The sequence below is a fragment of the Gemmatimonadota bacterium genome (assembly GCA_022560615.1).
Lineage (GTDB): Bacteria > Gemmatimonadota > Gemmatimonadetes > Longimicrobiales > Gaopeijiaceae > UBA1138.
This window is the reverse complement of the sequence record JADFSR010000053.1, coordinates 1-20,562: the sequence shown is the minus strand read 5'-3', so window position 1 is coordinate 20,562 and position 20,562 is coordinate 1. Positions and strand designations below refer to the sequence as shown.

The window sequence follows — 20,562 nt, the reverse complement described above, 5'->3', positions numbered from 1 at the left end:
CGGACGGCTCCGTGCTCGATGTGGGTCGCAAGACGCGCACCGTCCCACCGGCACTTCGCCGTGCGCTCGATGCCAGAGACCGCGGATGCCGCTTCCCTGGCTGTGGGCTTCGCTTCACGGACGCCCACCACATCGTGCACTGGGCGGATGGAGGAGAAACGAAGCTCGAGAACACCTTACTGCTCTGTCGTTCCCATCACCGGAGGGTCCACGAGGGCGGCTACCAGGTCTGTAGCGACCGGGACGGGCAGGTCGTGTTCTTCACGCCGCAGGGGAAAGTACTGTTCGAGGTACCGCAGCTACCTGAGCTACCGCCAGATCCCGTGGAGGCGCTGGTGCGTGGGAACCGCGAACGGGGCGTCACGCCCGACTGGCGGAGTGGAGCGCCGAGGTGGAACAGAGACCGTGACATCCCTTGGGCGATCGAGGCCGCGGCCATGGAAGCGATCGATCCGTGGGACGAACCAGCGGCCTAGGGGCGGGGCGTCGACCAGCCCGCCGTCGTCCATCCACCGGCCGGCCTCGACCGCAGTTTCCGCGGAAACCGCGTGAGCGCGGGAGGGGCGTACTAGGGATTCGCTGGTTGAACGTCCCCACTGGGTGACAGCTTGAGCCGCTTCTTCAAGCTGAACACGACGCGGTAGGCGAGCAGGACCGTTAGGCATGCGGCGAGCAGTAGGGGCAGCCGCACGTCGGCCTTCACCAGCCAATAAAAGTGGATCACGCCGAGGGTGGCGGTCACGTAGATCCCTCGGTGCAGCATCGTCCAGCGCTTGCCGAGCCGGCGTATCCACCCCGTGGTCGACGTGAGCGCGAGCGGGATCAGGATGACGAAGCCCGTGAAGCCGACAGTGATGTAGGGACGCTCGATCACGTCCTCCACCATCCAGCTCCATACGAGCGTCTGGTCGAGCCCGGACCAGATGCTGAAGTGCAAGAACGCGTAGAAGAAGGCGAAGAGACCGAGCGGTCGGCGCAGCTTGATGACCCGGTTCCAGCCGGTGAGTCTGCGGATCGGCGTGACCGACAGCGTGATCAGCAGCAGCACGAGCGTCGTCATGCCGGTGACGTGAGTGAGCTTCTCGATCGGGTTCGCGCCGAGCGTCAGCCTCTCGATCGGGTTCGTGTCGAGTCTGTCGAGCAAGAAGGCCGCGCCTAGCCACGCGACCGGTGCCAACGCACTGAGCCAGAGAACGACCTTCAGGCGGAAGATCGCCTTCTTCTGATCCATGAACCGTTCGGCGCTATCTCCGCCCTAAATCCAACGGGTGAGATCCATGCCTGCGTACATCGACTGGACCTGGTCGGCGTACCCGTTGAACATGAGCGTCGGGCGCCGGCGGATTTCGCCGAGACGGCGCTCGCGCGCCTGAGTCCAGCGCGGGTGATCGACCTCAGGATTCACGTTGGCGTAGAAGCCGTACTCGCGCCGGTTCTGCACCCACCACGTGTTGCGTGGCATCTCTTCGACGAAGTTCATGCTCACGATCGACTTGATGCCCTTGAAGCCGTACTTCCACGGCATGATGAGCCGGAGCGGTGCGCCGTTCTGGTTCGGCAGATCCATGCCGTACACGCCGGTCGTCATGAGCGTGAGCGGGTTCATCGCCTCGTCCATGCGCAGCCCCTCGACGTAGGGCCAATCGAGCATGCGCGTGCGCTGCCCCGGCATCTCCTCCGGGCGCACGACCGTCTTGAACTCGATGAATTTGGCGTCACCCGTCGGCTCCGCTCGGTTGATCACGTCGGAGAGCGGAAAGCCGCGCCAGGGCACGACGATCGACCACGCCTCCACGCAGCGCATGCGATAGACCCGATCCTCCATGTTGCTCGGCCCGATGAAGTTCTCGAGCTGATAGTCGCCCGGCTTGTTGACGTGCCCCTCGATCCGGACCGTCCACGGTTGCGGCTGGAAGTCGCCGGAGTTCCGGCTCGGGTCCTCTTTGCGTGAGCCAAACTCGTAGAAGTTGTTGTACGTCGTGACGTCCGAGTACGGATTCAAATCCTCACCGAGCTCGGACTTCATGTTCGCGAAGCGGGCCGGGATCTGTTGGCGCGGGCCGCGGTCGAGCGCACGTAACGTCCTGGGAGCGAGCCCCAACGCTGCCACGCCGAGAGCTGCGTTCCGTATGAAGTGCCGCCGGTTCACATAGACATCTTCGGGCGTGATCTCCGAAGAGCGGATGTCACTGGGCTTGCGAGTCCGGATGATCATCGAGGGTCTCCTGCCGGGTTCCGGGCAACGCCTAAGTATGGGGCCGGATTCGACGCTCGAACACCCGGAGGGTGGAGAGGGCTCCGGGGAGCCCCTAATCCATCACCGCCCCCGGCTCCACCCCCAGCGCCTCCCGCGCCGCCGCGGTGGACGAAGCCACCGCCACGGCGATCAAGACGCCAGCGATGACGAAGTACGGTGTCGGCCCTACCGACTCCATCCCGGCTGCTTTCCGCAGGAACGCCACCAGCATCGTTCCCCAAAATACCATACCCGCTACGCCCCATAGACCGACGCGGACGCGCTCTCCCAGCACATGCGCGACGATGCGTCCACTTCCCGCGCCGACCGCGCGCCGGATCGCGAGCTCACGCCAGCGTCGCCGTGTCACCTGGAGTGCTGTGACATGCACCCCGTGCACCGCGAACAGGAGGACGAGACCGGAGAGGAGGACGGCCACGGTGCGAACCCACCGGAGCACGACCGTTTCATCGGCTCGGAACTGCGCGAGCGTTCGGGGCTCACTGGGTGAAAAGCCAGCCAGCACCATTCGACCGTGAGCGGCGTCGATCGCCTCCAGCTCGCCGCGAACCAGCAGGTGACCGGTGCGCGCCGGCCTCTGCAGCGCGCTCAGGTAGAGGGCCTCGCGCGGCAGGTCATCGGCGCCGAGCACAGGCACCCGGAGATCCGCCACGACTCCGACGACCGTATACCAGTCGTCCAACGTTCGCCCAAGCTTGATCTTCTTACCGAGCGGTCTGCCGGCTTCAAAGGAGCTGCGCGCAAACGTCTCGCTGACGATCGCCACCGGCTCAGCGCCTAGCGCATCCGACGCGTCGAACGCACGCCCTTGCAGTAGCTCGATGTCCGCCAACGCGAAGTAACCCGGCCCGACCGAATGGTGGTCGGCCACCGCGCCCCACATGGGAACCAGCATGCCGCCACGCACGCACATCCCGCACTGGGTGGTGACGTGATCCCGCACCCCCAGACCCAGCAGTGCGCCGGTGCTCGAGATGCTCTCGGAGGCGAGGTCCGGCAGAGCCGCTACCGACTCCAGCAACGCGGACCAGGCGCCGGCGGACGGGGCCGTGCCGCCGATGACCATCACTTGCTTCTGGTCGAGCTCCGCGGCCCGGGGAGCCTCGATCGCCGCCGAGAGCGCGACCGCCCCCACCAGAGCGGTCCCAGCGACGGCGGTGTGAACCGCGGGGACGGCACGTCGGAAAAAGACCGCCCCGGGGTCTGCCGTCATGCGCGAGCCAGCGCGCAGGGAAGCCGCCGCTTCCGGACCCCGCCCGAGCTTGATTCCGATCCCGATGTGAGCAAGACCGGCAACACCAGCCAACACGGCAAGCGCGACCGCCACAGAGATCACAGCGTCCGGTGTCAATGCGTCTCGCAGCAACACTCCCGGCCACGCCGCGCGCAGCGCGCCTCCGAGCGTCAGTCCCAGCACGAGGCCGAGCGATGCGCCCGCAAGCGCGAGGGTACGAAGCTCACCCAGCAACATGCGCACCAGTCGCCATGGACTCGCGCCCATGGCGCTCCGGATCGCAAGCTCTTGTCTACGGTCGGCGGCGTTCTCGGCGAGTAAGATGACCGCGTTCAGCGTCGCGACCGCGATCGTGGCCAGCACCAAGGCCGCCAACAGGCCGACGAGTCGCTCCAGCGCCACCGCTTGGAACTCTGCGGGCCACGACGCCCTATGGGACCAAAGCACGCCGAGCCCCTCTCGAGCCATCGGCTCGATGCCGAGCAGGATCGCGGGCCGCGGCAGCTCGTAAGACGCAATCGTGCGCAGGCCCACCAAGAGACCGGCGGCGGCGGCCAATGAGGCCAGCGTGCCGCCGGTAGGCATCCGGCGATCATGCGTCATGTCGTCCTCACGTCTACCTTGCCTCCGTCACGGCGCCGCCTGCGCCATCCTACCCGAAACACTCTCGGAGTCTTGCATGTGGTTGCCAGTCGGACGCCACCCTCGCTTCGCACCGTTGTCCGCCGCCTTGCTCTCGCTAACGGTCATGGGGGCGGCGGCCTCGGCTCAGAGCCTCGCCGACCTTCCGGACGACTTCTTCTCCAGTGCCAACTTCCGCTATGTGGGTCCGGTCGGCAACCGCGTGAGCGCCGTGGTCGGGGAACCTGGGAACGCCAACGTCTACTATATCGGCGCGGCGTCCGGTGGGGTCTTCAAGAGCGAAGACGGCGGACACTCTTGGCGACCTGTGTTCGACGATCAGGAGGCGCAGTCGATCGGCGCGCTCGCGGTTGCGCCCTCCGACCCGAACGTGGTCTGGGCGGGCACGGGCGAGGCCTTCATCCGCAGCAATGTCTCGATCGGCAACGGCGTCTATCGCTCGACCGACGGTGGCGAGAGCTGGAGCCACATGGGCCTGGCCCGGAGCGGCCGGATAGGGCGGATCGCGATCCATCCCACGAATCCCGACATCGTATTCGTGGCCGCGACCGGTCACCTGTACGGGCCCCAGCAGGAGCGTGGTCTCTACCGCACGGAGGACGGGGGAGAGAGCTGGCAGCAGGTGCTCGCCTCGGGTCCCGACGCGGGCGCCATCGATGTCGTGATGAACCCCAGAAACCCGCGCATCCTCTTCGCGGCCACCTGGCAGATGCAGATCTGGACCTGGGGTCGCGAGAGCGGCGGACCGGGGAGCGGGCTGTGGATGAGCCGGGACGGAGGGGACAGCTGGACCCGCCTCGAGGGCAACGGCCTTCCGCGCGGTATCATGGGAAAGATCGGCCTCGGTGTCTCACCCGATGACCCCGACCGCGTCTACGCTCTCATCGAGACGAGCTCCAACGAGGCGTTTGAGGCGTTCGATGACCACGAGGGCACGCTGTGGCGCTCGGACGACGGCGGCCGCTCGTGGCGCATGGTGAACGCGGACCACGCGCTCGCGCAGCGTCCGCTCTACTACACGCGCATGGCCGTAGCCCCCGACGACGCGGACGAAGTCCACTTCATGTCCACGTCGCATTCCAAGTCACTCGATGGCGGGCTGACGTTCTCGACGGTCGCGGGCGGGGACAACCACGATATGTGGATCGATCCCTTGCTTCCGGACCGGATGATCGTCGGCAACGATCAGGGCGTGCGCATCTCGACCAATCGAGGCCGGGACTGGTATCGCCCACTGCTTCCGATCGCGCAAATGTACCATGTGTTCACCGATACCAAGGTGCCCTACAACCTGTATGGCAACCGTCAGGATGGACCTTCCAGTAGGGGTCCGTCCAACACACTGAGCGGCGGATCGATCCCGATCGGAGCATTCCGCTCCGTGGGCGGTTGCGAGTCCGGCTTCGCGGTCCCGGACACGGTGACGAACGACGTAGTGTGGTCAGGCTGCTACGAGGGGATTCTCGACCGGCACCAGATCTCGACGGGCATCTCCCGCACGGTGAGCGTATGGCCCGACAACCCAGAAGGGTGGGCGGCGGCGGACGTGCGCTATCGCTTCCAGTGGACTTTTCCGGTGCACATCTCGCCACACGACAACGAGACCGTGTACGTGGGTAGCCAGCACGTGCACCGCACCACCGACGGAGGCCAGTCGTGGCAGCTCATCAGCCCCGACCTCACGCGTAACGACACGACCCGACAGCAGAAGACGGGCGGCCTCACCACCGAGGACGTGAGCCCCACGTATGCCTCGGTGCTCTTCGCGATCGCCGAGTCGCCCGTGGTCCCCGGACTCATCTGGACGGGCTCGAACGACGGGCTCGTGCAGGTGACGCGGGACGACGGCGCGACGTGGACCGACGTGACTCCGAACATCCCCGATCTGCCCGAGTGGGGCACGGTCAGCAACGTCGAACCGTCCCGCTTCGACCCCGCGGTCGCCTACGTCACCGTCGACTTTCATCAGCTCGGGAACAGCGACCCGTACGTATACCGGACGGACGACTACGGAGCGTCGTGGCACTCCATCGCGAGCGACATCCCGCGCAGCGTCTTCAGCTACGCACACGTGATCCGCGAAGACCCGACGCGCGCCGGACTTCTGTACCTCGGCACCGAAAACTCGGTGTACGTCTCCTTCGACGACGGTGAACGTTGGCTGCCACTCCAGGGTGACCTTCCACACGCGCCGGCGTATTGGCTCACTGTGCAGAGCCACTTCAACGACCTCGTGGTCGGCACCTATGGGCGGGGCTTCTGGATCCTCGACGACATCACGCCGATCCAGCAGATGACCGACGAGGTCGTCGCCAGCGCCGTGCATCTCTTCGACCCGCGCCCGGCCTATCGCTTCCTGCCGCGGGAGAGCGCCAACAGCCAGCCGGGCGACCCGGCCGCGGGTCAGAACCCGGCCAGCGGTGCCTCGATCAACTTTTATGTGACCAGCCCGCCTGAGGGTGATGTGCGCGTCGAGATCCTGACCGAGGAGGGGGATCTCGTTCAGGAGTTGCCCGTACAGAACGTGCGGTCCGGTCTCAACCGGGTCATGTGGAACCTGCGCCACTCACCGTCATCCACACCGCGGCTGCGCACGGCGCCGCTTGGGCATAGCCATCGCGACGTCGGCCAGTCCGGCTGGCGTCCGCCACCCGACGGAAGTTCAGTTCGTCCGCTCGCGGTCCCGGGGCGATACCAGGTACGCCTCACTGCGGGCACACTGGAAAGGACCGCCTGGCTGGAGGTGCTCCAGGACCCGGAGTCGAGGGCGTCGCCCGAGGACATGCAGGCCCAGTTGGATCTGCAGCTCGAGCTGCGCGAGATGAGCGACTCGACTGCGGAGCTCATCAATCGAATCGAGTGGACCCGAAAGGGTCTCATCGATCTCGAGGAGCGCGTCCGCGACGATTCCCGGTACTCAGACGTCGTGGAAGCCGGCGAAGAGTTGAGCGACGCCCTGATCGACCTCGAGATGACTCTCTTCGACCTTCGACTCACCGGCGGCTCGGCGCGTCAGGACACCATCCGATGGCCGAGGCAGCTGTGGTCGAAAATCGCGAGCCTCGCGGGGTATTCGAGCGGCTCTGACGATCGCCCCACCGATCAGGTCATCGAGGTCCGCGACATCTACCGGCAGAGGCTCACTCAGGCGCTACAGCAGTGGGCGGAGCTGACTGCGGCCGACCTGGCGCGCTTCAACCGCATGCTTGTGGAGCGAGGACTGCCACCGATCGTCTCCCAGCAGTGACGCCTGAGGGGGGGCTGATCCGGGACGAGCGGCGTGCTCACGTCCGGGCCCCATGGTTGGGGGTGGTACTGGCCTGGCTAATGCCCGGGGCGGCGGTGCTTCTTGTCGCCGCCGCGCTGCTCGTGCTCGGGAGCGAAGAGCTCGTTCTGGAGATCACCGGACGGGGCCGTTGGGTCGTGTACGGCCTCGGGCTCGCGCTCGCCGGAGGCTTCCACCGGAGTCGCCTCTTCGTGGTCGTGCTCGGTCTCGGAGCGCTCGATCTCGTCACCAGCAACGTTCCCGAGACCGATACCCTGAGCGCTCTCGGGAGCGTACTACTCGTTCTCATCGGTGCACTCTCGTTGATGAGGGACCGGGGAGTGGTGTCCAGCACCGGAGTTGGCCAGATCGCGGCCAGCACCGTTCTGGCCGGCATTCCCGCCGTGGTGTTCCACGACCCGGTGAACGTCGAGGCGTTCGTGAGCGCGGAGCTGCTCCCGGGCTGGATGACGGAGTGGACGAGCCTTCCGCAGTCGGTGGCATTCTTGGCGCTGGTGTCCCTCGCCGCTGCCGCGTACGGCGTGTACCGGTGGGGAGGGGCGGTGGAGCGATCTCTACTCTGGTGCCAGTTCACCGTGCTTCTGGCGATCCACCCCAGCACGTCGTGGGTGGCGGACTCGCTGCTGCTCATGGCCGCCGGAGTGACCCTGGCGGTGACGGTGCTGCAGACGACCTACGCCAGCGCGTATCGAGACAATCTCACCGGACTCCCAGCGCGCCGTGCACTCATGCGGGACCTCGATGCGCTCGGCGCGACCTACACCGTCGCGGTGGTCGACGTGGACCACTTCAGGCAGTTCAACGACAAGCATGGCCACGACGTGGGCGACCAGGTCCTCAAGCTCGTCGCTGGTGAACTGCGGGGCGTGCTCGGAGGCGGTAAAGCGTACCGGCATGGCGGGGAGGAATTCACGCTTCTTTTCCCGGGGAAGGTTCGCGACGAAGCGATCGTGCACTTGAACGCTGTGCGGGTCGCCGTCGAGGGTGCGTCCTTTTCTCTGCGCAGGTGGCACCGCCCAAAGAAAAGACCGTCACTTGCAAAGGAGACCCCGCCCGTGCCGGTGTCCCGCCAGCTCTCCGTCACGGTGAGCATCGGCGTCTCGGACTCGACCGACTCCGGGCTCTCTCCGCAGCAGATCCTGAAGAACGCCGACCAGGCGCTCTATCGGGCCAAGAAGCAGGGGCGGAACCGAGTCTCCACGTAGCGGTCCGCTGTGAGCAGGGCCGCTAGCGCTAGCTCGGAAGTCCGTTCTTGGCCACGTTGTCCACGATGTCCACGAAGCGGTCGAGCTCTGAGAGCGTCGTGTACACGCTGGGGCTGACTCGGATACCCTGGAACTCGGCGTGGTTGATCGACACCGTGATGACCCGGTGCTCGCGCCACAGATAGTCGCGCAGATCGTTCGGAGCGACGTCCGTGATCTCGACGTTCGCGATGCCACACGCGAAACCCGGCTTCAGGCTGGTGTGCAGCCTCACGTTGTCATTCTCGAGCAGCTTCTCGGCCCAGTAGTTCCTGAGGTAGACCAGGCGCGCGTCCTTGCGGGCCGAACCGATGCCCTGGTGGAACGTCAAGGCCTCCGCGATCGCTAGATAGTTCGCAGCCGGGTGCGTGCCGATCTCCTCGAACTTTCGGATGTCCGAGTCCATGCGCTCGGGGGCGGCCATGAGCGGCCACACCTCGCGGATCTTCTCCCTGCGGACGTAGAGCAGCCCGGTCCCGTGTGGCGCAAAAAGCCACTTGTGCAGGCTGGTGGAGTAGTTGTCGACGTCGAGATCGCCGAGCGAGAAGTCGAAGTGTGCGAGGGCATGGGCGCCATCGATGATGAGCGTAATTCCGCGCGACCGCGCCAGAGCGTTCAACTCGGTGACTGGCAGAATCTGGCCAGTGAGGTTGATCATGTGGCACGCCAGAATCGCCTTCGTCCTCGGCGTGATCGCCTCCTCGAACAGGCGCACGACCTCCGCGGGATCCTCCGCGGGCACCGGGATCTGGATCTGCGTCAGCACGATACCCTCGCGCCGCTCCCGCTGTTTGAAAGTGTTGATCATGCGCCCGTAGTCTTGGGTCGTGGTCAACACTTCGTCGCCCCGCTGGAGGTCGATACCGAACTGCATCGTTTGCAGGCTCTCAGACGCGTTTCGCGTGAAGGCGATCTCCTCTGGATCGACGCCCCACTCCCGGGCCATCCGCTCCCGCACGCCCTCGCGCTGAGGCTCGAGCACCTCCCACATCGTGTAAGTGGGGGCGAGGTTCGAGAAGTCGAGGTGACGCTTCATCGCATCCTGCACCCAACCCGGCGAGGGGCTCACGCCACCGTTGTTCAGGTTCACCAGCGTGCGATCGACCGTGAACGCGCGCGCGACTTCGAACCAGAAGTCTTCATCCGCCGCGATTTCGGTCGGCGAGCCTGGATGACGGCCGAGATCCAGGGCGATCTCCGATGCGCTGGCCCGGAGTTCAACGGGGCGGAGTGGCAGCCCAATTGCGGCTGCGGCAGCGGGAAGCGACAGCGTACCCAGGAATCGGCGGCGGCTCTGCATTGGATCCTCCCTCGGGTTCGATCGAGACTGGTTCACGATACCCGTCCGCCGGTGCGCTGTCCAACGTCCCAGGCGACCCCGAAGCTCAACGAACGCATTACTTTCCGTGTCCCGTCATGTGGATGGAACGACCTGAGCCGGCCGGAACAATCGGGGGGGTTACGTCCTAGATGAGGGCGACCCGCAACGACCACCAGCTACGGGACCTTCATGCGTCGACTCGCTCGTCCGATTCTCGCTCCTCCGTGCATAGCCTTTCTGTGCATAGCCGCTCCGGTGACGCTGTCCGCCCAAGCTCGCGACACCGTGCGCGTCGACTCGACCCGGGTGGCACGCGAGTACGATCTGGGCGGCATCACAGTGCGCGTGGCGCGACCCGCGCTGACGACCGGCGGTGCCAGCGCGGTGGTCGTGCGCCTCGATTCGCTCGGCTTGACTCCGGCCCCTTCGATGGAGGACGTCATGCGCTCGATGCCGCTGGTGGTGGTCAGGCGGAACAGCCGTGGCGAAGCCCAGCCCGCCATCCGCGGCTCCGACGAGCGACAGATCGGCGTCTTCCTGGATGGCGTGCCGCTCACCATCGGGTGGGACCACCGGACCGACATGTCGATCATCCCGCTCACGGCTGCACAGTCAGTGCGCCTCATTCGTGGCTTGTCCTCGGTGCTGTACGGCCCCAACACGCTCGGTGGCATCATCGAGATCGACGTCGCCCGTGTGCCGGACCGACTCGAGAGCGTGAACCCGCTCGCGCTCGGTATGTCGCTCGACGAGACCGGTGGAACCAACGTTTCGGTGAACCTGGCCCGTCTTGTCGAACGCGACCTCAGCCAGTGGCTGGTCCGGGTCGGTGCCGGTTTCGAGGACCGTCCGGGCGTCACGGTTCCCGACGGAGCCCGGGGCGATCCAAACCTCCGGTCGCGCTTCCTGACCGATGCAGACAATCTGCGCCTCAACAGCGACTCCCGGCGGATCGATGGTTTCTTCGCGGCTCGCTATCGCGCGGACGGAGGAGCGTGGGCATCCCTCGTCACGACGGCGCTCGACGTCGAGCGCGGCGTGCAACCGGAGGCGCATCAGGACGACCCGCGACTCTGGCGGTACCCCGATCAGACCCGGCTCTTCACGGCGTTCTCGATCGGGACGGGCATGCGTGAGACCGGCGGCGGAGGTCGCGGGGACCTGGAAGCGAGCTTCGGACTCGACCTGGGGTCGACCCGGATCGAACAGTACGACAGCGAATTGTTCTCGCAGGTAGTGGGGAGTGAGGATTCCGACGACCGCACCATCACCGTGCGACTCGAAGGTGATCACACCACGGGCGAGCATGGGGACATTCGGGTCGCGGCTACCTACGCCGACGTCTCTCACGACGAGGTCCTGAGCCCGGGCGGCGCGAACAGCTTTCGACAGCGGTTGTGGTCGCTCGCGGCAGAGTCCGAATGGAGGCTGGGCCCCTCGGGCCGCACGCGCCTCTCGCTGGGAACCGTCGTCGACGGCAGCGACACTCCCGAGGCCGGCGACAAGGCGCCTTTGGGACGACTGACCGACTACGGCTTCCGCCTCGGTATGAGCTCACTCGTGGGCGAAGGCTTGCTCCTGCACGGTGGCCTGAGTCGGCGAGCACGCTTCCCGTCGTTGCGCGAGTTGTATTCGGGGGCGCTGGGACGTTTCGAGCCTAACCCGGACCTCGCGCCCGAGACACTCGTGGGTGCTGAGGGCGGCTTCACGCTCCAGAGAATGGGGGATATCGAGTTCCAGGTCGTAGGCTTCTACCAGCGGCTCAGCAACGGGATCGTCCGTACCTCAGTGACCGGCGACGACGGCGTGCGCCGCTTCCGACGCATCAACCGGGAAGAAGTGCGAAGCACGGGTATCGAGCTGCTCGCGATCGGAACCCTGGGCGTTGCGACGGTCTCGAGCGATCTCACGCTCCAGCATGTGAAAGGCATGGAGGCCGACGGCAGCGAAGTCGAGCTGGAGTACGAGCCCGCGATCACTGGCAAACTCGGTGTCGAAACCCCGCTCGGCGCCGGATTCCGGGCCTCGGGCAACTTCCGTTTCGTGGGCGGTCAGAGCTGCGAAAACCCCGAGGTCGGCGGCCTGCAACCGCTGGGTGCGAGCGGCTCCGCGGACTTCTCGCTCCGAAAGATCTTCCAACTGCGCGGAACAGGGCGACTCTCGCGCGTCGACGCTTCCGCTTCCCTGCGCAACGCCACCGACGCTACTGTCTACGATCAGTGCGGGCTCCCCCAACCGGGGCGCACGCTCCAATTCCAGTTCCGCCTCTGGTAGCGTCTGCAGGCTCATGATTCGCATCACCTTCCTGGGCACGGCGGCTGCGCGGCCGACCGTTGGTCGCAACGTCAGTGCGATCGCGATCCAGAGGGAGGGGGACCAGTTCCTCTTCGACTGTGGTGAGGGCACACAGCGCCAGATGATGCGGTACGGAACCGGTTTCGCCGTGCAGGCGATCTTCGTGACGCACATGCACGCGGACCACTTCCTCGGCGTTACGGGCCTGCTTCGCACGATGGCCTTGCAGGGACGTACCGAGGGCATCGCACTCTATGGACCGGGGGGGTCGAGCGACTGGCTTCGCAAGACCGTCAACCTCGGCGTGGACCGCATCCCGTTCCCGGTCGATGTCATCGAGGCACAGCCAGGCGAGGGCTTCGAGGGTGGCGAATACCGCATCGAGGCCTTCCCGGTCGAGCACGGCAATTCGGCGGTGGGGTGGGCGCTCGTCGAAAAAGACCGGCTCGGTCGCTTCGACGTGGACCGAGTCCGCAGGCTGGGGGTGCCCGAAGGACCGCTCTTCGGGCGGCTCCATCGGGGCGAGGATGTCGAGGTGGACGGTCGCGTGATCCGCGCCGCCGAGCTGGTGGGGCAACCGCGCCCGGGACGGACCGTCGTCTACACGGGGGATACCCGGCCCGCGGACAGCACCATCCAGCGTGCGAAAGGAGCCGACGTACTCATACACGAGGCGACGTTCGGTGAAGAGGAGCGGGAGCGCGCGCGCGAGACGCTTCACAGCACCGCGGCGGGTGCGGCGGGCGTAGCTAGAGACGCAGGCGTGCTCCGGCTCTTCCTCACACACCTCTCGGCCCGCTACTCGGATGACCCGACACCGTTGCGAGACGAGGCTCGGTCCGTTTTCGAGGCCTCGAAGGTCGCGTACGACGGTCTCTCGTTCGAAGTGTCCTACCGCGGCGAGCCCGAAGGTGTCTGAGACAGGTCCGTTCCAGCGGATCACGGTGATCGGTCTTGGCGTCATCGGTGGATCGTTCGCCCGGGCACTCACCGGGACAGCCGCTGCTCCAGAGGTGCGAGGGTGGTCCCAAAGCGCGGACGAGCGTCGGGCGGCGCTGGACTCCGGGGCGGTGATGGCGGCGCCGGAAGAGTTGAAGGAAGCCCTGCAGGACACCGATCTGGTGGTGCTTGCGACCCCGCTCGAGGCCGCGTGTCGCTTGATCTCGGACATCGCCGCCGATCCGCTCCTCCGGGAAGCGACGATCATGGACGTCTCGGGGCTGAAGACGTCGATTGCGCGCGCCGCGGCCGAGGCCGGGGTGGGCAGTCGATTCGTGGGCGCACACCCCATGGCCGGGAGCGAGGCGTCGGGTTTTTCCGCTTCCCGACTGGACCTCTTCGACGGTGCGCTCGTCTGGATCGTCGCGGAGCCCGAGGCCGGCGCTCGCACCGAGAAGGTCGAGACGCTGTGGCGTTCCCTGGGCGCGAAGCCCGTGCAGACTTCGGCGGCAACCCACGATCGCCTCATGTCGCTGGTAAGCCACCTGCCTCAGCTGACCGCGAACAGCCTCGCCGCCGCGCTCGCCGATGCGCGTATCAGGCCTGACGACCTCGGCCCTGGCGGCCGCGACATGACACGGCTCGCCGCCAGCAACCCCGAGATGTGGGCAGGGTTGTTCGAGAGTGCCCACCCGGATCTCGTACGAGCGCTTCGAACGATGGCCGGGAGCCTTCAGAGCATGGCGGACGACCTGGAGGGCGGGGACGTCGAGGCCATTGTGTCCCTGATGGAGAGGACCCGAAGCTGGAGCGACGCGTGAGAGTCCACGTCCCGGGAGACAAGTCGCTCACGCAACGCGCTCTGATCCTGTCCGCTCTCGCGGAGGGAAAGAGCCGGATCAGCGGTCTCTTGTGGGGAGGAGACGCCGAATCGACCGCGAGCGCGCTGCGTGCGCTCGGCGCCGGCATCCCCGAGATCCCCTCGGACCGGAGCGAGATCACGGTGCAGGGCGTCGGCCTCGAGGGTCTGCGGAGTCCGGGATCGGAGCTCGACCTCGGTAACAGCGGCACCGGCGCCAGACTGCTCCTGGGCGTCCTGTCGGGCAGCGGGGTCGAAACAACCATGACGGGCGACGGATCCCTGCGCTCCCGTCCTATGCGCCGGGTAACGGAGCCGCTGAGCGCCATGGGCGCAGCTTTCGACTTCATGGGCGAAGCAGGACGGCTTCCCATCCACCTGCGCGGCAAGCGACCTCTCGAGGGGATCGATTGGTCGACACCGGTCGCAAGCGCGCAGGTGAAGTCTTCGATCTTGCTGGCAGGACTCACCGGGCGCGCGTCCGCTCTCATCACTGAGCCCGAGAGGTCGCGGGACCACACGGAGAGGCTCTTCCACCAGGTGGGTGTATCGACCCGGAGCCACGCAGTCGCCGAGGGTTGGCGAGTCGAGCTCCGGGATCCGCCCGACCGAATTTCCGAGCTCGACTTTCGCGTCCCCGGGGACATCAGTTCGGCAGCGTTCCTGTTGGCGCTCGCCGCACTCGGGGGTACCGCCGGGTCGATCGAGATCGTCGGCGTGGGCCTGAATCCCACGCGCACGGCATTTCTGGACGTGCTTCAGCGCATGGGTGCAGAGATCACGATAGAGACGGACGGCGACGACGAGCACCGTGAAGCGAGCGGAACCGTTTCGGCCAGGGTGTCATCGCTGACAGGAACGCACGTCGGCGCCGCCGAGGTACCGCGCCTGATCGACGAGCTGCCGCTGGTCGCCATCCTCGGGTCCCGCGCCCACGGTGAGACGAGCATTCGCGGCGCTCATGAGCTGCGCACGAAGGAGAGCGATCGAATCGATGCGCTGGTTCGGAATCTTCGCGCTCTCGGCGTGGACGTCGAGGAGCACGAAGACGGCCTCACGGTGCTCGGCTCCGAGCGGCCCCTGGAGGGGAGGGTTCGAGCCTTCGGCGATCACCGCATCGCGATGGCCTTCGGCGTCCTGGGTGCCGCGCCCGGCAATCACATCGAGGTCGACCATCCCCAAGCCTCTGGCGTGAGCTTTCCGGGCTTCTGGGAACTGTTGCGCAACCTTGGTGCAGGAGCTGTGGTATGACTGCTGGTACGCTGCGCGAAGCGTCAGAGGGGCCTGTAGTCACGCTCGACGGTCCGGCAGGCTCCGGAAAGTCGAGCACGGCAAAGGCGGTCGCTCGCGTGCTCGGGTATCGTCACTTGGATTCGGGCGCGCTCTACCGCGCCCTCACGCTCGCGCTGCTGCAGGCGGGGATCGACGCCGACCGGTGGCCCGGGCTCTCGGAAGAATTCCTCCTGGCGTTGGACGTCGACATGCGTCCGACCGACGAGGGCTTCGCGCTTTGGGTAGGCGGCGCTCAGGTCGACGCGGAGTTGAGGACCCAGGAGGTCACGGATCACGTCTCCCATTTGGCTCGTCTCCCAGCGGTACGTCGCTCCCTACTCGATCTTCAGCGACGTGCCGGCTCCAGGGGGCGGTTGGTTGCCGACGGCCGCGACATGGGGACCGTCGTCTTTCCAGACGCGGAGGTTAAGGTGTACCTGATCGCGGACGTGGAGGAGCGCGCGCGTCGGCGGCTGTTGGAGCAGGGAGGCGCCGAGGGCGACGAAGTCGAGCTCGCCCTCCAGATCGAAGCGATCACCGACCGGGACCGTCGCGACTCGGAGCGGGACATCTCACCCCTTCGGAAAGCTCCCGACGCCCACGAGATCGATACCACGGGGCTCGACTTCCTGGACCAGGTCGATGCCGTGGTCGCGCGGGTTCGTCGGTTGACGCTTTCCTAGGCCCTGCCTTAGGTTTTTGGGCTGTCCCGACTTTCTATCCATCTCCAACCCGGGTTCGTCCCCCGAGCGCCGGCGAGTGACTCGCACACTCTGTGCGAGAAGCGAGTAGATGATCATGACTGATTCGCAGAGCCCGAACCCCGAAGAGATCGATCTCGCCGGAGGCGAGGATGTCATCGTCGACGCCCTTACTGGTGAAGTGACGACCCTCTCCGCTGAAGAGATCGCTGCCGACGAGGCCACCGAGCAGGCGGCCGCAGCCGCTGCGGTCGCGGTCTTCGACGTGCCCGACGGCATCTCTCCGGAGCTCATTTACGATCCGTTCGGCGAAGAGCCGCTGTCGACCTCGAAGGCAGAGTTCGAATCGCTTCTGTCTCAGTTCAGCTCCGACTTCCAGGAGTTTCGCGAAGGCGAGATCGTCAAAGCGCGGGTCCTCAGTCTCGCCGATGCCGCGGTCATTCTCGAGTTCGGCTTCAAGAGCGAGGGCTCCGTAGCGCTCGACGAATTCAAGGAGGCGCCCGAGGTCGGTTCCGAGGTCGAAGTGCTGCTCGAGAGCCTCGAGGACGACGACGGTGTCGTCGTCCTCTCCAAGAAGAAGGCCGACTTCCTCCGAGTCTGGGAGAAGATCCGCGAGGCCCACGATGCAGACCGTTCGGTCAAGGGCACCCTGGTCCGCAAGATCAAGGGCGGCGTGACCGTCGACCTCATGGGTGTCGACGCCTTCCTCCCGGGTTCACAAATCGCGCTGCGACGGGTCCCGAACATCGAGGACCTCATCGGCGAGGTCTACAAGTTCAAGATCATCAAGCTCAACAAGCGCCGGCGGAACATCGTCGTTTCGCGCCGGGTGATTCTCGAGGCCGAGCGCCAGACCAAGCGTGAGACCCTCGTAAAGGAGCTTCTGATCGGGCAAGTGCGAGAAGGCCAGGTCAAGAACATCACAGACTTCGGTGCGTTCATCGACCTGGGCGGACTCGACGGCCTTCTCCACATCACCGACATGTCGTGGGGCCGAGTCGGGCACCCGTCCGAGATGGTCGATATCGGTGCTGCGATCGACGTCAAGGTTCTCGACATCGATTGGAACCGCGAACGCATCTCGCTCGGACTCAAGCAGCTTCTGCCTTATCCGTGGACGGACATCGACAAGAAGTACCCGGTCGGGTCGCGCGTTCACGGCAAGGTCGTGTCGATCACCAACTACGGCGCCTTCGTCGAGCTGGAGAAGGGCGTCGAGGGGCTGGTGCACATCTCTGAGATGTCGTGGACGCGCAATGTCCGGCATCCCTCGAAAGTCGTCTCGATCACAGAAGAGATCGAGGTCGTCGTGCTCAAGGTCGATCCGAACGACGAGAAGATCTCGCTCGGCATGAAGCAGATCGAGGAAGATCCGTGGCTCGCGCTGCCGGTGAAGTACCCGACGGGAACGAAGCTGGCCGGTACGGTCCGGAACCTGACCTCGTTCGGTGCGTTCGTAGAGATCGAGCCGGGGATCGATGGTCTCGTCCACGTTTCCGACATGAGCTGGACCAAGCGGATCGAGCACCCTTCCGAAGTGGTGCAGAAAGGCCAGGAGATCGACGTTCTGGTCCTGGACGTCGACGCCGAGAACAAGCGGATCTCGCTGGGCATCAAACAGCTCACGGACGACCCGTGGCCGACGATCTCTGAGAGGCTCGCCCCGGGTGTCGAGCTCGAGGGCCACGTCGTTCGGGTTCAGGAGAAGGGCGTCGTCGTGAACCTCGGCGACGATGTCGAAGGCCTTGTCCCCGTGTCCCACTCCGGCATCGAGGACGTGGAGATGCTCGAGGAGTACTACGGTCCGAATGACGCCGTCAGCCTGCGCGTAATCGAATCGGACGCCGCGAACCGCCGCATCGTGCTGGAAGTGACCGACACACCGGACCGGAAGCCTAAGGAGGAGATCGAAGCCGCCCGCGCTGCCGCGGTGGCTGAGGCGGCCGCGAAGGCCGAGGCCGAAGGCGGTCCGGATGATGAGGAAGGGCGCGAGGTGCGCCGGAAGGCACGAGCCCCATCTGCCGACGCGGAGGAGGCCGCTGACTCGGAAGCCGCGTCGCCGCCCCTGGCGGTTGACGCCAAGGAGGTCGAATCGGAGGACGCGCCTGAGGCTGAAGGCCAGGAGGCCGAAGGGGAAAAGGAGAAATAGGGGTGGTCCCCGGGGGGCTTCACCGCCCGCTCATACGATGACGGGATACGGCCGTAGCGCCTGGACGCGGCTCGTGTCCGGGCGCTACGTCGGCGTGGCGCTCCTTCTTGGCGCCTGTCAGTTCGCCACGCCAGCGCCGAGTGCTCCGCCGCCCGACCTGGCTCCTCCCGACCCGGTCGTTGAGGCGGGGCCCATCTCTGCAGGGGCGGAGGCGCAGGCTGCGCAACTTTTCGCCCGTGCCGAAGAGGCCTTCCGGGCGGACCGCTTGCTCGAGGCACGCCAGCTCACCGCCGATATCGTGGCCCGGTACCCTACGGCTCCCGTCTCGGGGCGCGCGCTGCTGCTGAATGCTCGCGCCGCTCGGGACGCTGGGGACGCGAGCGCCGCCGACACAGCGGCACAACGGTACCTTGAGTTGTTGCCGTCCGACGACCCGCGTATCGCGTCACTTCGACTACTTCAGGCGGAGGCGTTCACCGACGACGCACCGGCGCGCGTCGACCGTCTCATGCGAATCCCAGTGGGTGCGCCGCCCAGCGACGTGGCTCGGGCCGCGTTGTTAGCGCGTGGCGCCGCAGACCTGCTCGTCCCCGAGGAGTTGGAGGCGGCTCGTTCGAACGCTCCTTCGGACGCGGCCCTCTCTTGGGTGCTGGATGTGCGCGCGGCCACAGCGGCGCTCGAAGCCGGCGATGAGCGTGTGGCCAGCCAATTGGCACAGCGCGCGCTGGACTCCGGGGCGACCGGCCTCGACCAGGCTCTCGCGCGGGGTCTGCTCCGTGGGGAACTGCCGGCCGGCCGTGTGCGCTTGACCACCCTAACCATCGCGACCGTGCTGCCGATGGGCGGGCCGCCCGCGCTCGCGGACTTTGCAGCTCTCGTGGCCGAGGGCATCGAGGTGGCCGCTTCCGAGGTCTTGGGCGACCGCTTCGATGTGACGATCACCACGCGTGACGACCAGGCAGACCCTACGCTGACCGCGGCGCTCGTCGCCGAGCTCGAAGGCGAGTCGGTCTGGGGAGTGATCGGATTCCTAGAGGACGCTGCGCTGGAGGCCGCCGGCCAGGCACGCGGCCGGGGTCTCCCGCTCGTTTCGCCGACCGCGCGTAGCGCTTCCCGCAGCGGCGACGGTGTTTACTCGCTCGAGGGCCCTGATCCGCAGGCCGCTGCATCGGTCGCCCAATACGCGGCGGATCAAGGATACCTGCGCGTCTCCATCGTGCATTCCCAGGTCCCGGAGTCGGTCGAAGAGGCGGACGCCTTCGAGCGTGCGATGGAGGGCCTTGGGATTCCCGTGGTGGGCCGATACGCCTACGAGGCGGGCGCGACGTTCTTCGAGGAACAGATCATGGGCGCCCAGAACGCGTTGCGACGAGCCGAAATCGCAGCATTGGAGCTGGGTGAGGACGATACGCTGCACGTAGAGTTGCTCGAACCCGTCGCACTCTTCCTGCCGATTCCACCGGAGGACGTGGAGTTCGTCGCGCCTCAGATCACGCACTACGGCCTCGATACACTCGCGATCGACATCCTGGGCACTTCCGCGTGGACAGACCCTCGGGTTCTCGAGGAGCTCGACACGCGGCACACCACCGGGGTGGTCGCGACAGCCGTCGTGGGCCGCGAACTTGGCTCTCCCGGCAGATTGGCGTTTCGGGATGCGTACGAGCGGCACTTTCAGCGGAGTCTGGTGAGCTCGGTGCCTGCGGTCGGACACGACGCGGCCTTGCTCCTGCTCGAGGCGCTCCGAGGCAGACCGAGGACCCCCGCGCAGCTCCGCAACGCCCTCGAGGCTTTGCGTGACGTGGAGGGCGCGACCGGCATATTCTCCGTCGTCGGTGGGCGGGTAGTCCGCCGCACCGAGCTCGTGTACATCGACAACGGCACTTTGGTGCCCATCGGCTGACCGCCTCCCTTAACTAACTGCATGTAACCTAAATTGAGCGATTGGGAGTGGGAGAGCAGCAAATAGGCGCTGGACGGCAGCGGTGTACTACGGTGAGGGGCGAGGGGAGCCGAGAGGCGGGTATTCGGTCGGTTCTGCGGTGAGCAGAGGGGCGATTGGAGGCTAAGTCGCGGCCAACGAGAGCGACCGGACACACCGGTCCCGGCACCGGATACCGGTTGTTGCGTTTCAGCTACGGGTGAGGAAGGGCGGACATCTACGCCCAGGCGAAGCGGGGTGGACTTCGGCTCAGTGCCCAGAGCTTGGGGATCTGGAGCTCGTTCCAGGTGGCCTGGGTGACCTTGAGGATCGTGCGACCCCCGGTGCGGACGATCTTCGCCGCGAAGTCGATCGCCTTGCGTCGCAGGGTCGTGGCATAGGATGTGATGGGGAGCACGGGCTGGGTGACATCCTCCTTGAA

15 protein-coding genes are annotated in these 20,562 nt (G+C 66.2%); 10 read left to right on the top strand and 5 right to left on the bottom strand.

What is annotated here, in order from left to right; genetic code table 11:
- Positions 1-476 (top strand): HNH endonuclease (locus tag IIB36_18480; protein ID MCH7533728.1); only part of this gene is annotated, 476 nt, incomplete at its 5' end.
- Between the two features lie 92 nt (positions 477-568).
- Here the strand turns inward: IIB36_18480 and IIB36_18475 are convergent.
- From IIB36_18475 to IIB36_18465, 3 genes are all read right to left on the bottom strand, one after another.
- Positions 569-1,231, bottom strand: a complete 663-nt coding sequence (locus tag IIB36_18475) for a sulfoxide reductase heme-binding subunit YedZ (GenBank protein ID MCH7533727.1) — start codon at positions 1,229-1,231, stop codon at positions 569-571.
- 24 nt (positions 1,232-1,255) lie between these two features.
- The gene (gene msrP / locus IIB36_18470) at positions 1,256-2,209 is read right to left on the bottom strand and encodes a protein-methionine-sulfoxide reductase catalytic subunit MsrP (protein ID MCH7533726.1); all 954 of its coding nucleotides are present in this window, start codon (positions 2,207-2,209) and stop codon (positions 1,256-1,258) included.
- A 100-nt stretch (positions 2,210-2,309) separates the two neighbouring features.
- Entirely contained in the window at positions 2,310-4,094 is a 1,785-nt protein-coding gene (locus tag IIB36_18465) for an ABC transporter permease (GenBank protein ID MCH7533725.1), read from the bottom strand.
- Between the two features lie 76 nt (positions 4,095-4,170).
- On the opposite strand from IIB36_18465, the gene IIB36_18460 reads away from it, so the two are divergent.
- Both IIB36_18460 and IIB36_18455 read left to right on the top strand, forming a co-directional pair.
- Entirely contained in the window at positions 4,171-7,380 is a 3,210-nt protein-coding gene (locus tag IIB36_18460) for a sialidase (GenBank protein MCH7533724.1), read from the top strand.
- Between the two features lie 80 nt (positions 7,381-7,460).
- Complete coding sequence (locus IIB36_18455) at positions 7,461-8,624, top strand: GGDEF domain-containing protein (protein ID MCH7533723.1); 1,164 nt, start codon at positions 7,461-7,463, stop codon at positions 8,622-8,624.
- Positions 8,625-8,652: 28 nt separating this feature from the next.
- On the opposite strand, the gene IIB36_18450 is transcribed toward IIB36_18455, so the two are convergent.
- Complete coding sequence (locus tag IIB36_18450) at positions 8,653-9,963, bottom strand: aminotransferase class V-fold PLP-dependent enzyme (GenBank protein MCH7533722.1); 1,311 nt, start codon at positions 9,961-9,963, stop codon at positions 8,653-8,655.
- A gap of 210 nt (positions 9,964-10,173) precedes the next feature.
- On the opposite strand from IIB36_18450, the gene IIB36_18445 reads away from it, so the two are divergent.
- The 7 genes from IIB36_18445 to IIB36_18415 all read left to right on the top strand — a co-directional run bounded on the left by IIB36_18445 (position 10,174) and on the right by IIB36_18415 (position 20,102).
- Entirely contained in the window at positions 10,174-12,258 is a 2,085-nt protein-coding gene (locus IIB36_18445) for a TonB-dependent receptor (GenBank protein ID MCH7533721.1), read from the top strand.
- A 13-nt stretch (positions 12,259-12,271) separates the two neighbouring features.
- Entirely contained in the window at positions 12,272-13,198 is a 927-nt protein-coding gene (rnz, locus tag IIB36_18440; protein MCH7533720.1) for a ribonuclease Z, read from the top strand.
- Positions 13,191-14,039 carry a prephenate dehydrogenase/arogenate dehydrogenase family protein gene (locus IIB36_18435; protein ID MCH7533719.1) on the top strand — a complete coding sequence of 283 codons (849 nt, stop codon included), beginning with the start codon at positions 13,191-13,193 and terminating at the stop codon, positions 14,037-14,039. Before rnz ends, IIB36_18435 begins: the two co-directional genes overlap by 8 nt.
- Positions 14,036-15,328, top strand: coding sequence for a 3-phosphoshikimate 1-carboxyvinyltransferase (aroA, locus tag IIB36_18430; GenBank protein ID MCH7533718.1), 1,293 nt, complete (start codon positions 14,036-14,038; stop codon positions 15,326-15,328). The genes IIB36_18435 and aroA overlap by 4 nt, the downstream gene beginning before the upstream one ends.
- Positions 15,325-16,032: a (d)CMP kinase gene (locus IIB36_18425; protein ID MCH7533717.1), complete on the top strand. Its 708-nt coding sequence runs from the start codon at positions 15,325-15,327 to the stop codon at positions 16,030-16,032. Before aroA ends, IIB36_18425 begins: the two co-directional genes overlap by 4 nt.
- A gap of 115 nt (positions 16,033-16,147) precedes the next feature.
- Entirely contained in the window at positions 16,148-18,199 is a 2,052-nt protein-coding gene (locus IIB36_18420) for a 30S ribosomal protein S1 (GenBank protein ID MCH7533716.1), read from the top strand.
- A 73-nt stretch (positions 18,200-18,272) separates the two neighbouring features.
- Complete coding sequence (locus tag IIB36_18415) at positions 18,273-20,102, top strand: amino acid ABC transporter substrate-binding protein (GenBank protein ID MCH7533715.1); 1,830 nt, start codon at positions 18,273-18,275, stop codon at positions 20,100-20,102.
- Between the two features lie 256 nt (positions 20,103-20,358).
- On the opposite strand, the gene IIB36_18410 is transcribed toward IIB36_18415, so the two are convergent.
- Complete coding sequence (locus IIB36_18410; protein ID MCH7533714.1) at positions 20,359-20,538, bottom strand: hypothetical protein; 180 nt, start codon at positions 20,536-20,538, stop codon at positions 20,359-20,361.
- Positions 20,539-20,562 lie beyond the last annotated feature (24 nt).